Here is a 20,393-nt window from a genome sequence, read left to right as displayed (position 1 = left end):
CGGAGTAAATTCTCCGAATTGACGCAACTATCTTCGAAATATTGAAGTTACCCACGGAAGGCAGGCACATGAAGACGATACGATTCGTCGCCCCGCTCGCCGCCGGGTGCCTTGCGCTCGCCGCGTGCAGTGGTGGCGGCGACGACGACACCGCGAACACCGGCCCCGAGGCCGGGAGCTGGCACGAGGAGATCGAGGGTTCCCCGCTGGAGGTCGGCGTGCTGTCGGCCGAAGGCACGCCGGGCCTGGCGATCCTGCAGGAGCTGGCCGACGGCCTCGAGGCCGACTACGACGGCGCCGACGTCACCCTGACGTTCGCCAACACCGACGCCCGCCCCGGCATCGAGCAGCGCTGGCGCTCCGGCGACCCGCTCGACGTCGACTACGGCATGTTCGACGGCACCAACCCGGCGCTGACGGTGTGGGCCGACGACGGCGCGCTGCTCGACCTGCGCCCGTACCTCGAACAGGACGACCCCGAGACCGGCGAGCCGTGGCTGGACCGCTTCAGCCCGACCGTCCGCGATTTCATGGAGAACCCGTCCGACGGCGGCATCTACGGCATCCCGTCCGAGCTGTCGCTGCACGTGCTGTTCTACAACGCGGGCCTGTTCACCGAGCTCGGCATCGAGCCGCCGCGCACCTGGGACGACCTCCTCGCCGCCAACACGGCCCTGAAGGCCGCCGGCGTCGACCCGATCGCCGTCACCGGGCTGTTCGAGCCGTACATGGGCATGTGGAGCGACCACCTGTGGCTGCGCACCGTCGGCTACGACAAGGCGCGGGCCGTGCTCACCGGCGGCGAGGGCCACATCACCGAGGATCCCGGATTCCTCGAGGGCCTCGAGAAGCTGCAGCAGCTGCGCGACGAGGGCGCGTTCCTCACCGGCTTCGAGGGCACCGACTTCACCGCCGCCCAGGCGCAGTTCTTCCAGGGCGACGCCGGCATGATCCTCATGGGCACCTGGCTGGTCAGCGAGATGGCCGACGTCATCCCGCCCGACTTCCAGCTGGGCGTCGTCCCGTTCCCGTCCGTCGAGGGCGCCGCGGGTGACCAGGGCGCCGTCATGGCGGCGCTGCAGGAGATCTCCATCGCCGCCGAGAGCGAGAACATCCCGCTGGCGCTGGAGTGGTCGCGCCGGCTGACCAGCGTCGAGACCCAGACCCGGCGGGCAGAGGAGATCGGCGAGGTATCCGCAGTCGTCGACGTCCCCAGCCCGCCCGGCATCCCCGGCATCGACCAGGTCATCTCCGAGGCCGAGGCGCTGGAGCCGCGCGACTACGGCATCACGCAGAGCCCGGCCATGGACGTGATCTATCCGGAGATCGCCCGGCTCCTCTTCGGCGAGCAGGACGCCCAGCAGACGCTGGAGCGGCTCGACGAGGGGCTGCGCCGGGTGCACGGCAACTAGGGTTCTCGCGGGCGGCAGGACGAGAGGAGTCACGATGCACCGAGCCGCGCAACGCCGCATCATCATCCCGTTCCTGCTGCCCGCGCTCCTGTTGCTGGGGGTGTTCTTCCTCTATCCACTGGTGCGCACGATCGACATCTCGTTCACCGAGTGGACCCGCACGGGCAACTCCAGCTACATCGGCGTCGAGAACTACACGCGGCTGTTCGACGACCCCGGCTATGTGAACTCGCTGAAGAACGCGTTCCTGTTCACGCTGGTCGGCGGCTGCATGCTGTTCCCGGTGGCGATCGCCATCGCGTGGGCACTGAACCAGCGCATCCACGGGGAGAAGTTCTTCCGGTTCGTGGTGTTCGCGCCGGTGGTGCTGAGCGCGGCCGTCGTCGCGCTGATGTGGAAGTTCATCTACCACCCGACGCTCGGGCTGATCAACCCGGCGCTGGAGGGCCTCGGCCTCGGCGCGCTGGCCCGCACCTGGCTCGGCGACGCGTCGACGGCGCTGCCGGCGGTGGCGTTCACGACCGTGTGGCACGGCATCGGCATCTGGGTGGTGCTGCTGTCGGCCGGGTTCGAGCGGCTGCCACCGGACGTGCTGGAGGCCGGGCGCATCGACGGCGCCGGCGAGTGGCGGCTGTTCCGCAGCGTCATGCTGCCGATGCTGCGCGACCTGTTCCGCATTCTCGTCGTGCTGTGGATCGTGCAGACGATGCAGGCGTTCGCGTTCGTGTTCATCATGACCAACGGCGGGCCGTACGGCTCGACGGAGATCGTCGGGACGCTGATGTACAGGGTCGCGTTCGAACGCTACGAATTCGGCTACGCGGCCGCCATGGGCGTCGCCCTCATCGTGATCATGCTGGTCGTGACCCAGATCGTCAACAAGGTGATGAAGCGCGATGAGCTCCAGTACTGACGTCCGCCCGGCGCCGTCCGCCGGCCCGCCCACGCCGCCGTCGTCGCGTCGTCGCCGTGGGGGCCGCCCCGGCAGCGACCGCGCGCCGTTCCGCCGGTTCCACCTGATCATCTACCTGCTGCTCGGCGCGTTCGCGTTCTCGACGGCGGGCGCGTTCGCCTGGGTCTTCAACGTGTCGATGAAGACCAACAGCGAGTTCATCGGCACCCGCCCGTGGACGATCGCCGAGGAATGGCGCTGGCAGAACTACACCGACGCGTGGTCCAGCGCCAACGTCGGCTCGTTCTTCGGCAACAGCGTCATCGTCAGCGTGTCGGCGACGGTGCTGGGCGTCGCGCTCGCCGCGCTCGCCGCGTACCCGCTGGCGCGCATCCCGTTCCGCGGCAGCGGGCTGGTGCTCAGCGTGTTCCTGCTCGGCCTGATGGTGCCGTGGATGGTCACGTTCATCCCGCTGTACATGACCATGCAGGACCTCGGGCTGCTGGACAGCCGGCTCGGGCTGGCGCTGGTGTACGCCACATACAACCTGCCGTTCAACGTGTTCGTGCTGGTCGGGTTCATGAAGACGCTGCCGGGCGAGCTCGAGGAGGCCGCGGCCGTCGACGGCGCCGGCCCGGTGCGGACGTTCCTGCGGGTGATCCTGCCGCTGATGGGGCCGGGCCTGGCGTCGGTGTCGATCATCAGCTTCCTGCAGAACTGGAACGAGTTCTTCTACGCCCTGGTGCTGATCCACTCGCCGGACCGCATGACGCTGCCGCTCGGGCTGTTCCAGCTGGGCCAGGCCGCCGACTACGGCACCAACTGGGTGACGCTGTTCGCCGGCATGATGATCACGGTGGTGCCGGTGCTGCTGGTGTTCGCGCTGCTGCAGAACCAGGTGACGAAGGGGCTGACGGCGGGCGCGATCAAGGGCTGACGACCGTCTCCCGCACGATCTCGGCGACGGCGTCCGGGTGCTCCAGCGGACTGAGGTGCCCGGCGCCGTCGACGACGTGCACCGTCACGCCGCCGAGGGCCGCGGCCATCGCGCCGGCCTCGTCCAGGCCGGTGACGTCATCGTCGCGGCCGACGATGACGGTGCTCGGCGCCAGGCCGCGGGCGGCGGCCTCGCGCAGCGTGCCGAACGACGGCGGGCGCGCGGCCATGGCGCGCTGCGCCCAGGCGACGCCGTCCGGCGGGGCGGCGTCCAGCCAGTCCCGCACCCGCGCGACGAGGTCCGGCCGGTCGCGTCGCGTCGTCTCGCCCAGCAGCGTGTCGAGCATCGGCCGCAGCGCCCGGCTGCCGTGCCGCTCGACCGCGTCGGCCATGCGCAACCGGTTCGCCTTCGCCTCCGCGGTGTCCTCGCTCGCCTTGGTGTCGGCCAGGACGACGCCCGCCACCAGGTCCGGGTGCCGTCGCAGCAGCGCCATCGTCACGTACCCGCCCAGCGACAGCCCGCCGACGATCGCCCGCTCGACGCCCTGGGCCGCCAGCCCCGCCGCGACGTCGTCGGCGTAGACGTCCACCGACGGCTCGGCGTCGCCGAGCGCCGGGCCGCCGAAGCCGCGCAGCGCCGGGCGGATCAGCGTCGTGCCGGTCAGCCGCCCGGCGAGGTCGTCGAACACCGCCGGCGTCAGCGGGAACGCGTGGACGAGGACGAGCGGCAGGCTCATACCGTCGACCCTAGCGGCGGCGGGAGCACGAGCACCGGCCGGTGGTGTTCGAGCCGCCCACGACCCGTCGGCCCGCCCCGCGCACTGTTGATCATGGAGAAGGTCGGCCATCCCGGCAGGCGGGTTCAAGTGGTTGTTGCAACGAGGAGCTTGTTGAGCGCCTGGGCGGGATTCTTCCATCCCAGGGTCATGCGGGGGCGGCCGTTGAGTTCGTGGGCGACGGTGTCGAGGTCGGCCTGGGTGAGGGTGGTGAAGTTGGTGACGCCTTGGGGGAAGTACTGGCGTAGTAGCCCGTTGGTGTTCTCGTTCGAGCCGCGCTGCCAGGGGCTGTGCGGGTCGCAGAAGTAGACCGGGCAGCCGGTGGCGACGGCGAAGGTGGCGTGTTCGGCCAGTTCCGACCCGCAGTCCCAGGCCAGCGACCGCACCAGGTGGCCGGGCAACCGGCCGGCCAGGGTGGCCAGAACGCCGATGACGGCAGGTGAGGTCCGTCCGTCGGGGAGCGCGCCGAGCATGACGTAGCGGGTGGACCGCTCGACCAGGGTGATGATGGCCGAGGAGCCGCGCGCGCCGATGAGCAGGTCACCTTCCCAATGCCCGGGCACGGCCCGGTCCGCGGCCTCGGCCGGGCGAGCGGAAATGTGCAGGTCCGGGGTGATCCACGGCCGGGCCGAGCGCACCGCGCCAGCGGGCTGGACGCGCCGGCGGCGTTCGGTGCGCCCGGACCGCAACGCGACCTGCCGGGTCAGCTCCGCACGCAACTGCCCCCGTGACTGCACATAGATCGCCTGGTAGATCGTCTCGTGCGACACCCACATCTCCGGCCGGTCGGGAAACTCTCGCCTCAACCATGCCGCGATCTGCACCGGAGACCAACGCCGGGCCAGCTTGGCCACGACCAACGCACGCAGCGGCCCACCACGGCGGCACTTCACCGGCCGACGCCGCCGGGCCCGGATCCGGGCCCGGCGATGCGCCCACCCGGCCTGGTAGCCCCACCGATACACCCCACCCAACCCGCTGGCGCGTGAGGTGCGCCGACCCGGATGCTTCACCCCATGCCGGCCAGAGTTGTTGCGCTCCAACTCCCGCCACACCGTCGACCGATCCCGCCCCAGATACGCCGCGATCGCCGGGATCGACTCACCCCCAAGACCACAACACCTCGATCCGCACCCGCTCCAACTCCGTCAACCGCTTCCCAGCCACGAACGCACATCCTCCCGACCAGCAACCACCACCGTTGCAACAACCGGTTGAACACGCCGCACGATCCAGCCGACCTTCTCCATGATCAACTCGTGCCGCCGAGTCTGTCGGTGCCCGCCCCCTACGTCAAGGCCCCTCCCAGCCGGGCGGGGACCGTGCTCCAGCAGCCGGACTTGCGCCGGTCTAGCGGCGGCGGGTGGTGCGCGAGCGCCAGCAGCCGGTGTGCCAGTGGCGCCGCTCGTCGATGCCCTCGCCGGTGAACGAGAGGCTGACCGTCGGCCACGCCACGATGTGCGGGGTGGCCGGGCGGATCAGCTGGTCGCAGCCCGGACACCGGTACGCCTTCGTCGACGCGCTGCCGGTGATGCGGCGGACCACCCACTCGCCGTCGGGGCCCGACTCGATGCTCTCGTGCACACTCCATGGTCGTACACGCGCGGTTCACATCGGCGCTGCGGTCACGACCACGTTGGCGCGAAACGCCGTCCCGTCCCAGTCCGTGCAGGTCACGAGCGCGAGCCGGCCGGGTACGTCCTGCGCGAACAGCTCGTCGGCGCGGGCGGCGAGCTGCTCGGGCGACATCGTCTCGACCGAGCCGACCCGGTACCACCGGTTCAGTCCTTCGCCGCTGACGCGGATCGTGGTGCCGGGGGCGAGGTCCGCGAGATCGTTGAAGACCGCCTCGCCACCCTCGACGGCGTGGCCGACGATGACGGCGGTGCCGGTCTCGGCGCCCGGCGCCGCGCCGTCACGCCACCACCCGGCCAGCAGCGGGTCCTTCGGCGGCAGCAGCACGCGGTCCTCGGCGCCGCCGATCTCGATCACCGGCGCCCGCGCCCCGGACAGCGGCAGCAGCAGGTCGTAGCGGCCCTCGGCCCGGCCGACCGGCTCGCCGGGGACGGCGGACTGCTCGTACGGGTCGTACGTGCCGGACGGCTCCGGCGTGATCGCCGCGGCCGGCCGCTCGCCGCCGTCGAGCTGGTCGAGGCCCCACCACGCGGCCAGCGCCAGCAGCACCGGCGCGGCCAGCCACGGCAGCAGCCGGGGTCGCGGCCGGCGGTGCCGGGGCGGCGTGCGGGCCGGGCCGGACGGTGTGCCGCCGGACGAGGGCGGCGGAGGCGGAGGGACGGGCGGCGGCGGTGGGGGTGGCAGGTCAGACGGCACGCCGCCTCCTGCTGAGCGCCCAGCCGGCCAGGGCCAGCCCGCTGCCCGCGCCGAGGACGACGTACGGCAGCGGCCCGCGGTCGTCCGGCCCGGCCCCGGAACCCGCCGCCGGACCGCCCGCGGGGATGGCCGTCGGCACCGGGACCGGCGGGGTCGTCGGCGTCGCGGTCTCGGTCGGCATGGGGGTGGGGGTGGGCGTCGGGGACGGCGTCGGGGTGGGCGTGGGTGTCGGTGTCGGAGTGGGCGACGGGGTCGCGGTCGGGGTGGGCGTCGGGGTCGCGGTCGGGGTGACCCAGTCGTCGTCCGGCGGATCCGGCTCGCCGCCGACGAGCCTGGCGCAGACGAACCAGTCGTCGATCTCGCTCGGCCGGTCGTTGGGCCGCGGCTCGGCCGTCAGCCCGGTGAACGGCGCCGCCGTGTAGACGACGTAGTCGCCCCAGCCGCGCACGCCGACCGCGGTGATGCGGTACCGCTGGTCGCGCACCGTCACGCTGAGCCGGGTGTCGCCGCGGGAGAGCGACGCCCTGATCGCGTCGCTGCCGGTGACGTCCGATCCGCCCAGGTCAGCACAGCGTCCGTAGTCGCCGTGGTCGCCGTCGTCGTCGTGATCGTCCTCGGCAGCGGCCGGCACGACGGCCAGCAGCAGCGCCACCGCGGCCGTGGCCGGCAACACCCGCAGTCGTCGCACGACGCCCCCCGGCGTGACGATTCCCGGCCGCTGACGAGAGCACGGCCCACAGTGTTATAGCGCGATGGGCGTGGATTGTCAGCAGGTGCCCAGCATGTCGCTCAACGCGGACTTCTCCGCGCCGGTGACGGTGAGGTCCCAGTCGTGCTTCACGTCGGTCCAGTGCCGCGCGTAGTAGCACCACCATCCCTGGTTGGCCGGCTTCCACTCGGACGGGTCGCTGTCGCCCTTGGAGCTGTTGCTGGACGCGGTGACGGCGATCAGCTGGCCGCGGGCGAGGTCGTTGGCGAAGTCCTCGCGCCGCTCCTCGGTCCACTCACTGGCGCCGGAGCGCCAGGCGTTGGCCAGCGGCACCATGTGGTCGACGGAGACGTCGCGCGGCTCCTCGATCCAGACCTGGTCGTAGACGCTGTACCAGCGGCCCGCCGTCGGATAGCAGTCGGCGCCGGTCTCGACGCCGGAACCATCCCTGACCAGGACCATCTCGCGGGTGTTGCAGCTGCCTTCGGCCGGGCTCCAGTGCGGGAACCGGTCGCGGGAGTAGCCGTCGCTCGACCCGGGCGCGGCGACGGTGAGCTGGTCGAGCTGCGTGGCCGACTCCGACGGCGACGGCGGGTCCGGCGGGTAGGCGTGGGCCGCGGTGACCAGCCCGACGAGGACGGCGAGGGTGGCGAGAAGGGTGAGGACGGCTCGGCGCATGGCGGTGACCTCCTGATTGGCCGGGGGTCACCCAGACTGTCAAGAATGTCCGGAGTGCACCAGGGTGCGCCGCCGCTCCTTCACCCGGATTTCACCCCGCGGTCAGAGGTCGGCGAACCGCAGGCCGGTCGTCGCCAGCTGGCTGAGCAGCGGCGACGGCGCCAGGCCGGGCTCGCGGACCTCGGCCTGCAGCCGCTCCAGCGTCGCCAGCGCGGCGGCCGGCCCGAGCCCGTCCAGCAACTCGAACGGCCCCGCGGGCAGCCGGCAGCCGAGCCGCATCGCGGTGTCGACGTCGGCCGCCGACGCGTACCCCGTCTCGAGCATCGCGACGGCGTCGTTGAGGTACGGCACCAGCAGCGCGTCGACGACGAAGCCGGCGCGGTCGGCGCAGACGACGGGCGTGAGCCCGGCGGACGCGGCGACGGCGGCGACCGTGAACACGGCGGACGGCGCCGACACGACGGTGCGCACGACCTCGGCGACGGCGCCGCCGGTCCCGGCCAGGTGCAGCCCGACGACATCGGCCGGGCGGCCGCTGGCGGCGGCGCTCGCGACGACCGGCCCGGTGCCGGTGGCCACGAGGACGGCGCCGGCCGGGGTGTCGGCGGCGACGCGGGCGAACGTGTCCGGGTCGCCGGGCGCGACGACGAGCTCGGCGGTCGCGGCGCCGGCGGCCCCGGCGACGTCGTGGCCGGCCTTCGCGAGCGCGTCGGCGAACGGTCCGGGCGACGGGTCGAGGAACGCGACGCGGCGGGCCCGGTCCGCTTCGGGGGTGACCACAGCGGAGCTCGCGCCGATACCGTCAATCCCCGAATAGTCGTAGAAGCCGCGACCGGACTTGCGGCCCAGGAACCCCAGCGTCACCAGTTCGCCCAGCACGGGCGCCGGCGCGTGCAGCCGGTTCCGGCCCTGCCGGTACATCGTGCCCAGGATCTCGTAGGCGGTGTCCAGCCCGATCAGGTCGAGCAGCGCCAGCGGCCCCATCGGGTAGCCGAGCCCCGCCGTGATCGCCGCGTCGATGTCCTCGCGGCTCGCGTGCCCGCTCTCGTACATCGCGGCCGCCCGGTTGAGGTAGCCGAACAGCAGCGCGTTGGTGACGAAGCCGGCGCGGTCGCCGCACGCGACCGGCGTCTTGCCCAGCCGGCGCGCGAGCCCGGTGACGGCGTCGGCGACCTCCGGCGCGGTGACGACGGTGCGGACGACCTCGATCAGCTCCTGCACCGGCGCCGGGTTGAAGAAGTGCAGGCCGACGACCCGCTCCGGGTGCGACACGGCGACGCTGATCTCGGTGACCGAGAGGCTCGACGTGTTGGTCGCGAGGATCGTGCCGGCGCCGACGACGCCGTCGAGCCGGCCGAACAGGTCGCGCTTGAGCTCGAGCCGCTCCGGCACCGCCTCGACGACGAGGTCGGCGGCGGCCAGCGCGGCGAGGTCGGTGGTGAACTCGATGCGCGCGATCAGTGCGGCCTGCTCTTCGGGGGTCAGCTTGCCGCGCTTGACCGCCCGCCCCGTCGACGTGTCGACGTGTCCCCGACCCGCGGCCAGCGCCGCGTCGTCGCGCTCCACGCCGACGACGTTCAGGCCGGCCCGCGCGAACACCTCCGCGATGCCCGCCCCCATGGTCCCCAGCCCGACGACGCCCACCGTGGCGATCTGCGCACCCATGCGGCGCAGTCTAGAGTCCGGCCCGCGTCGGCCGGGGTGCGTGGTCGCCGCTTCGCCGCAGGTGTGATCGGCGCGTCGGCCGGGTGCGTGGTCGCCGCTCAGCCGGGCGTGTGGCCGCAGCTGCGCCTGGCGTGTGGTCGCCGGTGTGGTCGCCGCTTCGCCGCGGGTGTGATCGCCGCTTCGCCGGAGTACGGTCCCCGCCCGGCTGGGAGGGCTTCCCACCCTACGGGCGGGCACCGACAGACACGCGCGAACCGAGGCCGCGCGCAAGGCCGGCCGCGCGAGACGGGCTGCGCGCAAGACGGGCCGCGAGCAAGGGCGGCCGCGCAAGGCCGGCCGCACGAGGCGGGCCGCGCGCGAGGCAGACCAGCGCGCCGAACCACACGCGAGGCGGGCCGACGCGACCCGGCAGCGACCGCCCCTCGGGTACAGCACGCCGGCACCGCCCGAGGCCGCATCTCCACCCAAGCAAGGCGTCGGCCTGGACGCCCACGCCGGTCGACGCACTCCCCGTGACCTGCCCAGACGCCGAACGCGGCGCTGCTCGCCAGCAGTACGGTCCCCGCCCGGCCGGGAGGGCCTCCCACCCTACGGGCGGGCGCCGACAACGTGCTCCGACGTGACGAATCAGCCAGGAGCGGTGGCTTGCGGATTAGCTTAGGCGTACCTTACGTTGGCGCCGTGACCATTTCGTCTGCTCTGCCCGACGGGCTCGCCGCGCGTGGCGTCGACCTCGCGTACGGGCGCGACGTGGTGGTGCGGGCGGCGACGATCGAGTTGCGGCCCGGGCTGGTGACGGCGCTGATCGGGCCGAACGGCAGCGGCAAGTCGACGCTGCTGCGGGCGCTGGCCCGGCTGCACCTCCCCACGACGGGCGCGATCAGCTTCGACGACGGCACCGACGTGCTGAGCCTCGACCCGCGCGAGCTGGCCCGCCGCGTCACGCTGCTGGCGCAGAGCCGCAGCACGCCGGGCGGCCTGAGCGTGCGCGAGCTGGTCGAGTACGGCCGCCACCCGCACCGCGCCCGCTGGAGCGGCCGCGACCCCGGCGCCGAGCAGGCCATCGCCCGCGCCATGACGCTGACCGGCATCGAGGCGCTGGCCGACCGCCCGGTGCAGGCGCTGTCCGGCGGGCAGGCGCAGCGGGTCTGGCTGGCCAGCTGCCTCGCCCAGGACACCGGCCTGCTGCTGCTGGACGAGCCGACGACCTTCCTCGACCTGCGCTACCAGATCGAGATCCTCGACGTCGTGCGCGAGCTGGCCGACGACCACGGCATCGGCGTCGGCCTGGTGCTGCACGACCTCGACCAGGCCGCCGCCATCGCCGACCGCGTCCTGCTGCTCGAGGGCGGGACGGTCACCGCCGACGGCGCGCCGCACGAGGTGCTGACCCCCGAGAACCTGAGCCGTGCGTACGGCATCCGCGTCGACGTCGACGTCGATCCGGTCGACGGGCGCATCTCCACCCGCGCCGTGGGCCGGCACAACGACGTCCGCCCGCGCGCCACCGTCTGACCCACTCGAACCCACCGATCACGAGGTACCCCACATGAGAAGAGCGCGCGCCCTCGCGGGCCTGTCCGTCGCGTTCGTGCTGCTCGCCACCGCCTGCGGCACGACGGAGGAGGCGTCCGACGACCCCACGGAGGCCGGGTCGACCAGCGAGGAGACCACTGGCGACGGCGAGCCGATCACCGTCACCGACGCCCGCGGCGTGGAGGTCACGCTGGACGAGCCCGCCGTGCGGGTCGCCGCCACCGAGTGGAACGCCGTCGAGAACCTGGTCTCGCTCGGTGTCATGCCGGTCGGCGTGTCCGACATCCAGGGCTACGACTCGTGGGTCAGCAGCGCGCCGCTCGACGAGACCGTCACCGACATCGGCACCCGCGGCGAGCCGAGCATGGACACCCTCGCCACCCTCGACGTCGATCTCGTCGTCGTCACCGACAGCCTGATCGAGGGCGCGATCGAGCAGGTCGAGGCGACCACGCCGGTCGTCGTCATCCCGGGCGGCGACGTGCAGGACAACATCGCGCAGATGTTCTCGAACCTCGACCTCATCGCCGAGCTCACGGGCACCCAGGACCGCGCCCAGGAGCTGCGTGACGAGTTCGACGCGAAGGTCGAGGAGGGCAAGGCGGCCGTCGAGGAGGCCGGCGCCACCGGCAACCCGGTCGCGTTCGCCGACGGCTGGGCCGACGCCGGTTCCGTCAGCATCCGGCCGTTCGCCGAGGGCTCGCTGGTCTCCGACGTGTTCGCGGAGATCGGCCTGGAGAACCCGTGGGGGCTGGAGGGCGACCCCGCCTACGGCCTGGCGCAGACCGACGTCGAGGGCCTGACGGCGCTGCCCGCGGACGTCCGCTTCTGGTACATGGCCAATGCCAACGACGGCGGCGACCCGTTCGCCGACATCCTGGCCGGCAACGCCATCTGGGACTCGCTGCCGTTCGTGCAGTCCGGCAACGTGGTCCGCTTCCCCGACTCGCTCTGGCAGTTCGGCGGCCCGACGTCGATGATGCAGTACGTCGACGCCGCCGTCGACGCGCTCGGCTGAGGCGGTCCCTCTCGTGAGGTCCGGCCGCCTGGGCCTGGTCGCCGCCGGGCTCGCGGTGCTCATCGCGGGCCTGGCGGTCGTCCATCTCATGCAGGGCACCGCGCAGGTCGGCGCCGGTGAGGTGCTGCGCTGGGCGACCGGACAGGGCAGCGACGAGGCCGGCGCGATCGTGCTGGCCTCGCGGCTGCCACGGCTGCTGGCCGCGGTCGTCGTCGGTGTCGCGCTGGGCGCGGCCGGCGCCGTCATGCAGTCGGTGTCGCGCAACGTCATGGCCTCGCCCGACACACTGGCGGTCAACGCCGGCGCGCACCTGGCACTGGTGGTGGCCGCGACGGCCGGGTTCACGCTGCCGCTGCTGGGCGCGGCCGGGCTGGCGTTCGCCGGCGGGCTGGCCGCGGCGGCCCTGGTGCTGGCGCTGTCCGGGCTCGGCGGCACCGGCGCGGTCCGGCTGGTGCTGGCCGGCACCGCCATCGCGCTGGCGCTGCAGTCGCTGACCAGCGCGTTGATCATCCTGTTCTCCGAGGAGACGCGCGGCCTGTTCGCGTGGGGCGAGGGCTCGCTCGGGCAGAACGGGCTCGGCGGCATCCGCACCATCGCACCGGTGGTCGCCGTCGTCCTGGCCGGGCTGCTGCTGCTCGGCCGGAAGCTGGACCTCGTCTTCATCGGCGACGACCACGCCCGCATGCTCGGCGTCAACGTGCGGCGCGTGCGCGCGGGCTCGATCGTCCTCGCCGTCCTGCTCGCCGCCTGCGCCGTCACGCTGGCCGGACCGATCGGCTTCGTCGGCCTGGCCGCGCCCGCCATCGTCCGGCTGGCCACGCCCGTGGTGCCCGGGCTGCACCGGCACGCCGTCCTGCTGCCGGTGTCGGCCGCGACGGGCGTGCTGATGCTGCTCGCGGCCGACGTCGGGCTGCGCGCGGCGATCGGGTCGCAGGGCGCGCTGGAGGTGCCGACCGGCGTCATCACGACGATCCTCGGCGCGATCTTCCTCATCACGCTGGCCCGGCGCATCCGCGTGTCCGACACCGTCGGCGAGCCGCCGGCCGCGGGAGTGCGCGGCGGCGTGACGGGGCGGCGCTTCGGCACCGTGCTGACGACGGTCGCGGTCGTGACGGTGGCGGCGGCCGCCGGCGCCACCCTGCTCGGCGATTCCGTCCTGCTGCTCGGCGACGTCGTCAACTGGCTGTCCGGGCAGGCCGGGCCGATCGTCAGCACCGTCATGGACACCCGCCTCCCCCGCGTCGCCGCCGGGCTGCTGGCCGGCGCCGCGCTGGCGCTGGCCGGCGCGATCATCCAGGCCGTCGCGCGCAACCCGCTGGCCGAGCCCGGCATCATCGGCGTGGCCGGCGGCGCCGGCGTGGGCGCCGTCACGATGATCACGCTGGTGTCGGGCGCGAGCTTCTGGGCGCTGGCCGGCGCGGCCGGTCTCGGCGCCGCGCTGGCGGCGACGCTGGTGTTCGCGCTGGCCGCGCGGGGCGGCTTCGCCAGCGACCGGCTGGTGCTGATCGGCGTCGCGGTGTCGGCGGCCGCGCAGTCGCTGATCGTCGTGATGATCACGCTGACCGACCCGTGGAACGAGACCAAGGCGCTGACCTGGCTGGCCGGGTCGACGTACGGGCGCTCGTTCGAGCACCTGGTGCCGATGGCGCTGGCCGTCGCGCTGGCCGTCCCGCTGCTCTACGGCATGCGGCACACGATGGACCTGCTCTCCGTCGACGACCACACGCCGCGGATCCTGGGCGTGCACGTGCCGAAGGCCCGGCTCGCGTTGCTGGCCGGCGCCGTCGTGCTGACCGGCGCCGCCGTCGCCGGGGTCGGCGTCATCGGGTTCGTCGGGCTGGTCGCGCCGCACGCCGCCCGCGCCCTCGTCGGGCGGCGGCACGGGCGCATGCTGCCGGTGGCCGCGCTGCTCGGAGCGTCGCTGGTCTGCCTGGCCGACGCACTGGGCCGGACGGTGATCGCGCCGGCCCAGCTGCCCGCCGGGCTGGTCACCGCGATCGTCGGCGCCCCGTACTTCGTCTGGCTGCTGTACCGCACCCGGACCAGGGGGAATACCGCGCCGCGGCGGCCGGGTTGGCGTGGACATGCCCCTCATCGGAGAGTACGAACCGAGCACGTCTGACTGGGCCCGCAAGCAGGCGGAGAAGTACGAGGAGTCCGGCGGCACCACCGCGACCACCCTGCGCGGCAAGCCCGTCATCGTCCTCACGTCCGTCGGCGCCAGGACCGGCAAGCTGCGCAAGACCGCCCTCATGCGGGTCGAGCACGACGGCGAGTACGCCGTCGTCGCCTCGCTCGGCGGCGCCCCGAAGCACCCCGTCTGGTACCACAACCTCACGGCCAACCCGCACGTCGAACTGCAGGACGGCGACAGCAGGCACGACTACCTCGCCCGCGAGGTCACCGGCGAGGAGCGCGACCTCTGGTGGAAACGCGCCGTCGCCGTCTGGCCCGACTATGCGGAGTACCAGACCAAGACCACCCGGGTGATCCCGGTCTTCGTCCTGACTCGCCTCACCGACTGACGCCGTTTCCGCGCGCCCCGGGCGGGTAGAGGCCGGTCATGACGACCGACCAGACCGCCCGGCCGCGCGAGTTCCCGTCCCAGCAGCAGGAGCCGCCCGGCTCGACCGCCGCCATGACGCCGGTGCCCGACCACGGGGAGTCCACGTACCAGGGCTCGGGGAAGCTCACCGGCCTGCGCACGCTGATCACCGGGGGCGACTCCGGCATCGGCCGCGCGGTCGCGCTCGCCTTCGCCCGCGAGGGCGCCGACGTCGCCATCACGTACCTGCCCGAGGAGCAGGACGACGCCGACGCGACGATGGAGCTGGTGCGCTCCGCCGGCCGCGCGGGCTTCGCGTACGCGGCCGACCTCCGCTCGCACGAAGCCTGCGCAGACGTCGTCGCCCGGGCGGCCGGCGAGCTGGGCGGGCTGGACGTGCTGGTCAACAACGCCGGCTATCAGATGGCCCGCGAGGGCGGCATCGAGAGCATCGACCCGGACCGGCTGGACCGCGTCATGAAGACCAACCTCTACGCGCTGTTCTGGATGACGCAGGAGGCGCTGGCACACCTGAAGGCCGGCGGCTGCGTCGTCAACTGCTCGTCGATCCAGGCCTACGACCCGTCGGTGTCGCTGCTCGACTACGCCAGCACGAAGGCGGCCATCAACAACGCCACCGTCAACCTGGCGGCCGAACTGGGTCCGCGCGGCATCCGTGTGAACGCCGTCGCGCCCGGCCCGATCTGGACGCCGCTGCAGCCGGCCACCCAGCCGCCGGAGAAGGTCGAGACGTTCGGCCAGGACACCCCGCTCGGCCGGGCCGGCCAGCCCGCCGAGGTCGCGCCGGCGTTCGTGTTCCTCGCCTCGCCACGCGACGCGAGCTACGTGTCCGGCACCGTCCTCGGCGTGACCGGCGGGAAGCCGGTGTTCTGAGCGCGGTCAGAGCCCGCCGAGGAACGGCACGGCGGGCGCGACGCCGACCGGCCGGATCAGCTCGGCCGCGCCGCCGACGGAGCAGCGCACCAGCCCGAGTCGAGTGCGGTCGTCGTTCCAGACCTCGATGACCAGGCGGCCGGCCGTCTCCCAGGCGACGGTGCCGGGGCGGAGGCCGTCGACGGTCAGGACCGGGGCGCCGCTGCGGGCGCCGGTCACGACGAGCCGATCCGGCGGCGTGGCCGGCCGCGCCGAGCGCCGCACGGCGAGCAGCCGGCCGTCCGGTGAGAACGCGCCGCGGCCGACGGCGTCGGACGGGTCCAGGTCGCGGATCGGCCGCCCGGTCGGGGCGTCGACGACCGCGGCGCCGTCGCCGGCCCCGTCGGTCCAGGTCGTCAGGACGGCCAGCGCGCCGTCGGCGGAGACGGCGGCCGGTGAGCCGTCGGCCCAGCGCGTGACGGTGCCGGCCGCGGGATCCCACAGGTGGCCGCGCTCGCCGCCGTCCAGCAGCACCCGGCCGTCGGCGAGCAGGCCGCGCACGACACCGGCCCCGGCCGCGCCGGCCTCCCGCCGCTCGTACCGCGGCGCGCCGGTCGCCGCGTCGGCCACCCGGAACACCGACCGGACCGGCCCGGCGCCGGGCACCCGCTCGCTGGACCAGTCGTGCTCGGCCCACGCGACCAGAGCGCCGTCGGCGGACACGGCGAAGTCCTCGATCGCGCCGGCGGCGAACCGCTCGCGGCCGCCGCCGGACGGCAGCAGGACCAGCTCCAGCCGGTCCCGTGCGACCCCGGCCGCGGCCCACGGGCTGGTCAGGACGATGACGCCGCCCGCCACGGCGGCCGCGCGGAAGTCGTCGAACTCGTGCTCCGCGCATGCGACGGCCCGGTCGCCGGCGCGCAACGTGCCGTCGGCGAACCACGGCACCGACGGCGGCGGGCCGGGCGGCAGGGCGCCGACGTCGAGGGTGACGGTGACCGGGTGCACGGTGTCCGAGCCTCCTCCGGAGCCGGTGCGGCGCCGGCGAGGGGGGCTCGCCGGCGCCGCGGACGGGGGTCAGTCGCGGTCGCCGCCCTTGTCGTCGTCGTGGTGGTCGTCATCGTCGTGGTCGTCATCGTCGTGGTCGTCGCGGTCGTCGTCATCGCGGTCGTCGCGGTCGTCGTCCCGGTCGTCGTCGACGTCGACGCGGGTGATGTCACCGGAGACCGCGTCCACGCGGACGTCGTGCTCGACGCCGTCGAGGTGGATCTCGACCTTCCACTCCAGCCGGCCGTGCTCCCACTCGCGCTCGATCTCGGTGACCGTGCCGCCGCCGACGTGCGCCAGTGCGATCTGCTCGGCCTCGCCGCTGCCCATCTCCCCGCCGCCGGGCGGGGCGGGCGCGCTGGTGGCCGAGTCGTCCGGGGTCGCCGATGCCGACGGCGAGGGCGAGTCGTCCGGGGTCGGCGAGGCGCTGGCCGAGTCGTCCGGCGTGACGTCGCTGATCGACGGGTTGTCGTCGACGATCGACGAGCGCGGTGCGTTGCCGTCGTCGGACGTCGTGACGGCGTACGCGACGCCGCCGGTGACGAGCAGGGCGGCCGCGGCAGCGGCGGCGGAGATGAGTCGGTTGCGGTTCATGGTGGCTTCCCTCCGGTTCGGTGCGATGCCACCACGTTCCCGCCGGCCGCCCTAGCGCCGCGCTGGGCGACGGTTAACGCGCGACTAAGCCGAGCTCGACGACGACGGTGAGCCCGCCGCTCGCCGGGCTGTCCAGGCGGACGCCGCCGCCGGACTGCTCGGCCGTCCGCCGGACGATGTCCAGCCCCAGGCCGCTCGACCCGGACCCGCTGACGCCTCGTCGCAGCACGCCGGTGGTCTGCCCCGACGGCAGCCCGGGCCCCTCGTCGGCGACGACCAGCCGCGCGCCGCCGCCGTCGCGCGGCTCCAGCCGCACCGTGAACGCCGTCCCGTTGGGGGTGTGCGCGAAGACGTTGCCGAGCAGCGCGTCGACGCACGCCTCGAGGTCGCCGCGGGCCAGCGCGACCGGCAGCGGCCCGGGCGCGACGTCGACCGTCAGCTCGCGGTCGGTGTCCTCGGCGAGCACCGCCCAGAACGCGGCCCGCTCGCGCACCACGTCCGCCGCGTCGGCCGTCACCGCCGCGGGCCCCGCGCCGCGCCGCCGGGCCTGCTGGATGACGTCGGTGACCGCCCGGTCGACCGCGTCGACGCCGGCGACGATGCGCTCGGACTGCTCGCCGGCGGGCAGCGCCTCGGCGTCCATCCGCAGCGTCGTCAGGGGGGTGCGGACGCGGTGCGAGAGGTCGGCGATGGTCTCGCGCTCCTCGCGCAGCAGGTCGGTGATGCGCCCGGCCAGCCCGTTCAGCGCCGTCGCGACGACGCCCAGCTCGCCCGGCGCGGACGGGTCGGCGCGCGCGTCCAGCTCGCCGCGGCCGAGCCGGTGCGACACCGCCGCGAGGTCCGTCGCGCCGCGCACCAGCCGCCGCCCCAGGCGGTCCGCGACCACCAGCCCGACCAGCAGCAACGCGACACCCAGCCCGGCCAGCGCGAGCCACGCACGGGCGACGCCCTGCCGCAGTTCGGCGTCCGGGACGAAGGTGCGGATGACGCGGACGCCGCCGTCGGACCCGCCGACGGCGAACACGATCTCGCGCCCGCCGTCGGCCTCGGCGGACGCGCTGGAGCCGCGTTCGGCCAGCTCGACCAGCGGCGTCCGGTCCGCCTCGGCGCCCAACCGCTCGCCGTCCGGCAGGAACACCGTCACGTCGAACCGGGACGTCGCGTCGGCCTGCTCGACGGTGATCGCCAGCGGGTCGCCCTGCGCCGTCGCGACCACCGACGTCAGCGCCTGCGCCTCGACGGTGGCCGCCTGCACGGCGCGGTCGGCGGCGACGTCGCGGATCAGCAGCGCCAGCGGCACCAGGAACGCCACCAGGACCAGCGTCGTGGTGGCGGCGACGAGGACCAGCAGCCGGCGGCGCACGCCGTCACCCCTCGGGTGCGGCCAGCCGCACCCCGACGCCGCGGACGGCGTGCAGGTAGCGGGGGTCCTGCGCGGTCTCGCCGAGCTTGCGGCGCAGCCAGGACAGGTGGACGTCGACGGTCTTGTCGGCGCCGCCGTACGGGAGCTGCCAGACCTCCGTCAGCAGCTCGCGCTTGCTGACGACCTCGCCGGCGCGGGCGGCGAGGTAGTGCAGCAGGTCGAACTCGCGCGGCGTCAGGTCGAGCGCGGCGTCGTCGAGGGTGGCCTGCCGCGAGCGCGGGTCGATGCGCAGCCCGCCGACGGTGACCGTCTGGTCACGCTGCTCCTCGCCGCCGCGCCGCAGCACCGCCCGGATGCGGGCGTCGAGCTGCGCGACCCCGAACGGCTTCGTCACGTAGTCGTCGGCCCCCGCATCGAGGACGGCGACCACCTCGCTCTCGTCGTCGCGTGCCGTCGCCACGATGACGGGGACGTCGCTGACGCCGCGGAGCATCCGCAGCATCGCCGTCCCGTCGAGGTCCGGCAACCCCAGATCCAGCACGACGACGTCGGGCCGGTCGCCGACCGCCTGCTCGAGCCCCGCCATCGCCGTCGGCGCCGAACGCACGGCGTGGCCGCGCTCGGTCAGCCCGCGGATCAGCGCGGACCTGATCGTCGCATCGTCCTCGACGACGAGCACCTGGGCCATGCCGACGACCCTAGGGCACCGGCCGCGGCGATCCGGCCGGATCGCCCTCCCGTTGACGTCGCCTTAGCCCTCCCTTAACCGCCGAGGGCGCGCTCCAGGAAGCGGCGGGACCGGTCGCGCTCGCGGCCCAGCACCTCGTCGACCTCGGTCCAGTCGATCCCGCCGGCGAGCTTCTCGGCGCTCAGCTCGCCGGACGACGTGATCAGCCGGTCCTCCAGCCCGAACAGGCTCAGCAGCGACGTGAACCTCGTCCGCCCGCGGCTGCCGTTGGCGTACACGACGAACGGCTTGCGGAAGAGGATCGCGAAGACGCTGCCGTGGAAGGAGTCGGTGACGACGAAGCTCGCGTCACGGAACCCGCGCAGCCACGATTCCACCGGCGGCACCACGATCGAATCGAGCGTCGTCCGGTGCGGCCCGTCCGTCTCGACGGCGATGGGGACGGCGTAGTTCAGCCGCTCGGCGACCTTGCCGATCTCGATGCCGGTGACCTCCGCACCGGTGAACGCCGCGACCTTCCCGACCACTCGGTCCTTGTCGTCGCCGGGGTCGAGGACGTAGGTGAAGACCCGCCCCTCGCCGCCTGCCGCGTCGTCGCCCATGACGTCCGCGTAGTCGGTGGGTTCGAGCAGCATCGTCGGATCGAGCACCTGCTCGGCGTCGGCCCCCAGGTGGTCGCGGCACAGCGCGACCCCGCTCTGCTCCCGTACCGAGACGCCGTCGAAGCGCTGGAGCAGCTCGGCACAGCGCCGGGTCTGGCGCTCGGAGAACTCCCACTCGTCGACGCCGAAGGACGGGGCGTAGGACAACCGCTTCACGTCCCAGTGCTCCGCGAACGAGAAGAAGACGCTCTCGAACGGGTGCGGCGCCACGATCTCGTAGGCCGGCCGCCAGATCTGGTCGCTCCCGACCACCAGCGCCTCGAACCCGTCCGACGCGGTCAGGTCGGCCATCGCGACCGCCGGCCCGACGAACTCGTCGACGAACCGCTGCGTGTTCGCGCGCGTCCGGCGCACCAGGTCGTCGCGCGACCTCATGCCGCGGAGGGAGACCGTCCCGCCGAGCCGGCGCGACGTGCGCATGCCGTCGACGTAGCCGCGCGGCTTGCGCGCGGGCGGGAATCTCGGCCAGCCGTCCCGGTCGATGAACCAGACCTCGTGGCCCTGCCGCTCCAGCACCCGCCTGAGGGCGAATGCCTGGACCATTCCGCCGTAGTTGACGTTCAGCGGAAGGGTGATGATCCCGACCTTCATGGCGCTCCTCTTCGATTCCGCCGAACCGATGGTGTGCGAACCTAACAAGGGCCGGGCCGGACGAGGAGATGGCCTGT

Annotated in this window: 19 protein-coding genes and 1 pseudogene; 8 read left to right on the top strand and 12 right to left on the bottom strand. The window is 73.7% G+C overall.

Going from position 1 to position 20,393, the window contains the following annotated elements; genetic code table 11:
- Window positions 1-68: 68 nt before the first annotated feature.
- From BLV02_RS05840 to BLV02_RS05830, 3 genes are read left to right on the top strand one after another with little or no spacing between them, the layout of a single operon-like run.
- On the top strand, window positions 69-1,412 hold the full coding sequence (locus tag BLV02_RS05840) for an ABC transporter substrate-binding protein (protein WP_069113193.1): 1,344 nt from the start codon (window positions 69-71) through the stop codon (window positions 1,410-1,412).
- A 34-nt stretch (window positions 1,413-1,446) separates the two neighbouring features.
- Complete coding sequence (locus BLV02_RS05835; RefSeq protein WP_069113192.1) at window positions 1,447-2,325, top strand: carbohydrate ABC transporter permease; 879 nt, start codon at window positions 1,447-1,449, stop codon at window positions 2,323-2,325.
- Window positions 2,309-3,241, top strand: a complete 933-nt coding sequence (locus BLV02_RS05830) for a carbohydrate ABC transporter permease (protein WP_083288939.1) — start codon at window positions 2,309-2,311, stop codon at window positions 3,239-3,241. Before BLV02_RS05835 ends, BLV02_RS05830 begins: the two co-directional genes overlap by 17 nt.
- Here the strand turns inward: BLV02_RS05830 and BLV02_RS05825 are convergent.
- The 7 genes and pseudogenes from BLV02_RS05825 to BLV02_RS05795 all read right to left on the bottom strand — a co-directional run bounded on the left by BLV02_RS05825 (window position 3,231) and on the right by BLV02_RS05795 (window position 9,399).
- Window positions 3,231-3,977: an alpha/beta fold hydrolase gene (locus tag BLV02_RS05825; RefSeq protein ID WP_069113191.1), complete on the bottom strand. Its 747-nt coding sequence runs from the start codon at window positions 3,975-3,977 to the stop codon at window positions 3,231-3,233. The genes BLV02_RS05830 and BLV02_RS05825 overlap by 11 nt on opposite strands.
- A gap of 125 nt (window positions 3,978-4,102) precedes the next feature.
- Window positions 4,103-5,183: pseudogene (locus BLV02_RS05820) on the bottom strand (IS30 family transposase).
- A gap of 183 nt (window positions 5,184-5,366) precedes the next feature.
- Window positions 5,367-5,600, bottom strand: coding sequence for a hypothetical protein (locus BLV02_RS05815; RefSeq protein WP_053205197.1), 234 nt, complete (start codon window positions 5,598-5,600; stop codon window positions 5,367-5,369).
- Between the two features lie 24 nt (window positions 5,601-5,624).
- Window positions 5,625-6,347, bottom strand: coding sequence for a class F sortase (locus tag BLV02_RS34925; protein ID WP_083288937.1), 723 nt, complete (start codon window positions 6,345-6,347; stop codon window positions 5,625-5,627).
- Window positions 6,337-7,035, bottom strand: a complete 699-nt coding sequence (locus BLV02_RS36310) for a hypothetical protein (protein ID WP_171906808.1) — start codon at window positions 7,033-7,035, stop codon at window positions 6,337-6,339. The genes BLV02_RS34925 and BLV02_RS36310 overlap by 11 nt, the downstream gene beginning before the upstream one ends.
- Before the next feature lie 78 nt (window positions 7,036-7,113).
- A complete protein-coding gene (locus BLV02_RS05800) occupies window positions 7,114-7,734 on the bottom strand; it encodes an HNH endonuclease family protein (RefSeq protein WP_069113187.1) in 621 nt (206 codons plus the stop codon).
- A 102-nt stretch (window positions 7,735-7,836) separates the two neighbouring features.
- Entirely contained in the window at window positions 7,837-9,399 is a 1,563-nt protein-coding gene (locus BLV02_RS05795) for a 3-hydroxyacyl-CoA dehydrogenase family protein (protein ID WP_069113186.1), read from the bottom strand.
- A gap of 681 nt (window positions 9,400-10,080) precedes the next feature.
- On the opposite strand from BLV02_RS05795, the gene BLV02_RS05790 reads away from it, so the two are divergent.
- Genes BLV02_RS05790 through BLV02_RS05770 form a run of 5 tightly spaced genes read left to right on the top strand, consistent with a single transcriptional unit; the run spans window position 10,081 to window position 15,392 of the window.
- Window positions 10,081-10,914, top strand: coding sequence for an ABC transporter ATP-binding protein (locus BLV02_RS05790; protein WP_069113185.1), 834 nt, complete (start codon window positions 10,081-10,083; stop codon window positions 10,912-10,914).
- 34 nt (window positions 10,915-10,948) lie between these two features.
- Window positions 10,949-11,953, top strand: a complete 1,005-nt coding sequence (locus BLV02_RS05785) for an ABC transporter substrate-binding protein (protein ID WP_069113184.1) — start codon at window positions 10,949-10,951, stop codon at window positions 11,951-11,953.
- A gap of 13 nt (window positions 11,954-11,966) precedes the next feature.
- Window positions 11,967-14,075: an iron ABC transporter permease gene (locus BLV02_RS05780; protein WP_069113183.1), complete on the top strand. Its 2,109-nt coding sequence runs from the start codon at window positions 11,967-11,969 to the stop codon at window positions 14,073-14,075.
- The gene (locus tag BLV02_RS05775) at window positions 14,038-14,478 is read left to right on the top strand and encodes a nitroreductase family deazaflavin-dependent oxidoreductase (protein ID WP_069113182.1); all 441 of its coding nucleotides are present in this window, start codon (window positions 14,038-14,040) and stop codon (window positions 14,476-14,478) included. The genes BLV02_RS05780 and BLV02_RS05775 overlap by 38 nt, the downstream gene beginning before the upstream one ends.
- A gap of 38 nt (window positions 14,479-14,516) precedes the next feature.
- Complete coding sequence (locus BLV02_RS05770; RefSeq protein WP_069113181.1) at window positions 14,517-15,392, top strand: SDR family oxidoreductase; 876 nt, start codon at window positions 14,517-14,519, stop codon at window positions 15,390-15,392.
- Between the two features lie 6 nt (window positions 15,393-15,398).
- On the opposite strand, the gene BLV02_RS05765 is transcribed toward BLV02_RS05770, so the two are convergent.
- The 5 genes from BLV02_RS05765 to BLV02_RS05745 all read right to left on the bottom strand — a co-directional run bounded on the left by BLV02_RS05765 (window position 15,399) and on the right by BLV02_RS05745 (window position 20,316).
- Window positions 15,399-16,379, bottom strand: coding sequence for a WD40 repeat domain-containing protein (locus BLV02_RS05765; RefSeq protein WP_069113180.1), 981 nt, complete (start codon window positions 16,377-16,379; stop codon window positions 15,399-15,401).
- A 69-nt stretch (window positions 16,380-16,448) separates the two neighbouring features.
- The gene (locus BLV02_RS05760) at window positions 16,449-17,012 is read right to left on the bottom strand and encodes a PepSY domain-containing protein (RefSeq protein ID WP_069113179.1); all 564 of its coding nucleotides are present in this window, start codon (window positions 17,010-17,012) and stop codon (window positions 16,449-16,451) included.
- A gap of 73 nt (window positions 17,013-17,085) precedes the next feature.
- On the bottom strand, window positions 17,086-18,375 hold the full coding sequence (locus BLV02_RS05755; RefSeq protein WP_069113178.1) for a sensor histidine kinase: 1,290 nt from the start codon (window positions 18,373-18,375) through the stop codon (window positions 17,086-17,088).
- A gap of 4 nt (window positions 18,376-18,379) precedes the next feature.
- On the bottom strand, window positions 18,380-19,063 hold the full coding sequence (locus tag BLV02_RS05750; RefSeq protein WP_069113177.1) for a response regulator transcription factor: 684 nt from the start codon (window positions 19,061-19,063) through the stop codon (window positions 18,380-18,382).
- Window positions 19,064-19,137: 74 nt separating this feature from the next.
- The gene (locus tag BLV02_RS05745) at window positions 19,138-20,316 is read right to left on the bottom strand and encodes a polysaccharide pyruvyl transferase family protein (protein WP_069113176.1); all 1,179 of its coding nucleotides are present in this window, start codon (window positions 20,314-20,316) and stop codon (window positions 19,138-19,140) included.
- Window positions 20,317-20,393 lie beyond the last annotated feature (77 nt).

The organism is Jiangella alba, from assembly GCF_900106035.1.
In the GTDB taxonomy this organism is placed as follows: Bacteria; Actinomycetota; Actinomycetes; order Jiangellales; family Jiangellaceae; genus Jiangella; species Jiangella alba.
This window is presented reverse-complemented; position numbering and strand designations above follow the sequence as displayed.

What these genes read in the sequence shown, in the direction of transcription:
- BLV02_RS05840 (WP_069113193.1), top strand. Translation starts at nt 69, where the DNA reads ATGAAGACGATACGATTCGTCGCCCCGCTCGCCGCCGGGTGCCTTGCG.
- BLV02_RS05835 (WP_069113192.1), top strand. Translation starts at nt 1,447, where the DNA reads ATGCACCGAGCCGCGCAACGCCGCATCATCATCCCGTTCCTGCTGCCC.
- BLV02_RS05830 (WP_083288939.1), top strand. Translation starts at nt 2,309, where the DNA reads ATGAGCTCCAGTACTGACGTCCGCCCGGCGCCGTCCGCCGGCCCGCCC.
- BLV02_RS05825 (WP_069113191.1), bottom strand. Translation starts at nt 3,977, where the DNA reads ATGAGCCTGCCGCTCGTCCTCGTCCACGCGTTCCCGCTGACGCCGGCG.
- BLV02_RS05800 (WP_069113187.1), bottom strand. Translation starts at nt 7,734, where the DNA reads ATGCGCCGAGCCGTCCTCACCCTTCTCGCCACCCTCGCCGTCCTCGTC.
- BLV02_RS05795 (WP_069113186.1), bottom strand. Translation starts at nt 9,399, where the DNA reads ATGGGTGCGCAGATCGCCACGGTGGGCGTCGTCGGGCTGGGGACCATG.
- BLV02_RS05785 (WP_069113184.1), top strand. Translation starts at nt 10,949, where the DNA reads ATGAGAAGAGCGCGCGCCCTCGCGGGCCTGTCCGTCGCGTTCGTGCTG.
- BLV02_RS05775 (WP_069113182.1), top strand. Translation starts at nt 14,038, where the DNA reads ATGCCCCTCATCGGAGAGTACGAACCGAGCACGTCTGACTGGGCCCGC.
- BLV02_RS05770 (WP_069113181.1), top strand. Translation starts at nt 14,517, where the DNA reads ATGACGACCGACCAGACCGCCCGGCCGCGCGAGTTCCCGTCCCAGCAG.
- BLV02_RS05760 (WP_069113179.1), bottom strand. Translation starts at nt 17,012, where the DNA reads ATGAACCGCAACCGACTCATCTCCGCCGCCGCTGCCGCGGCCGCCCTG.
- BLV02_RS05750 (WP_069113177.1), bottom strand. Translation starts at nt 19,063, where the DNA reads ATGGCCCAGGTGCTCGTCGTCGAGGACGATGCGACGATCAGGTCCGCG.
- BLV02_RS05745 (WP_069113176.1), bottom strand. Translation starts at nt 20,316, where the DNA reads ATGAAGGTCGGGATCATCACCCTTCCGCTGAACGTCAACTACGGCGGA.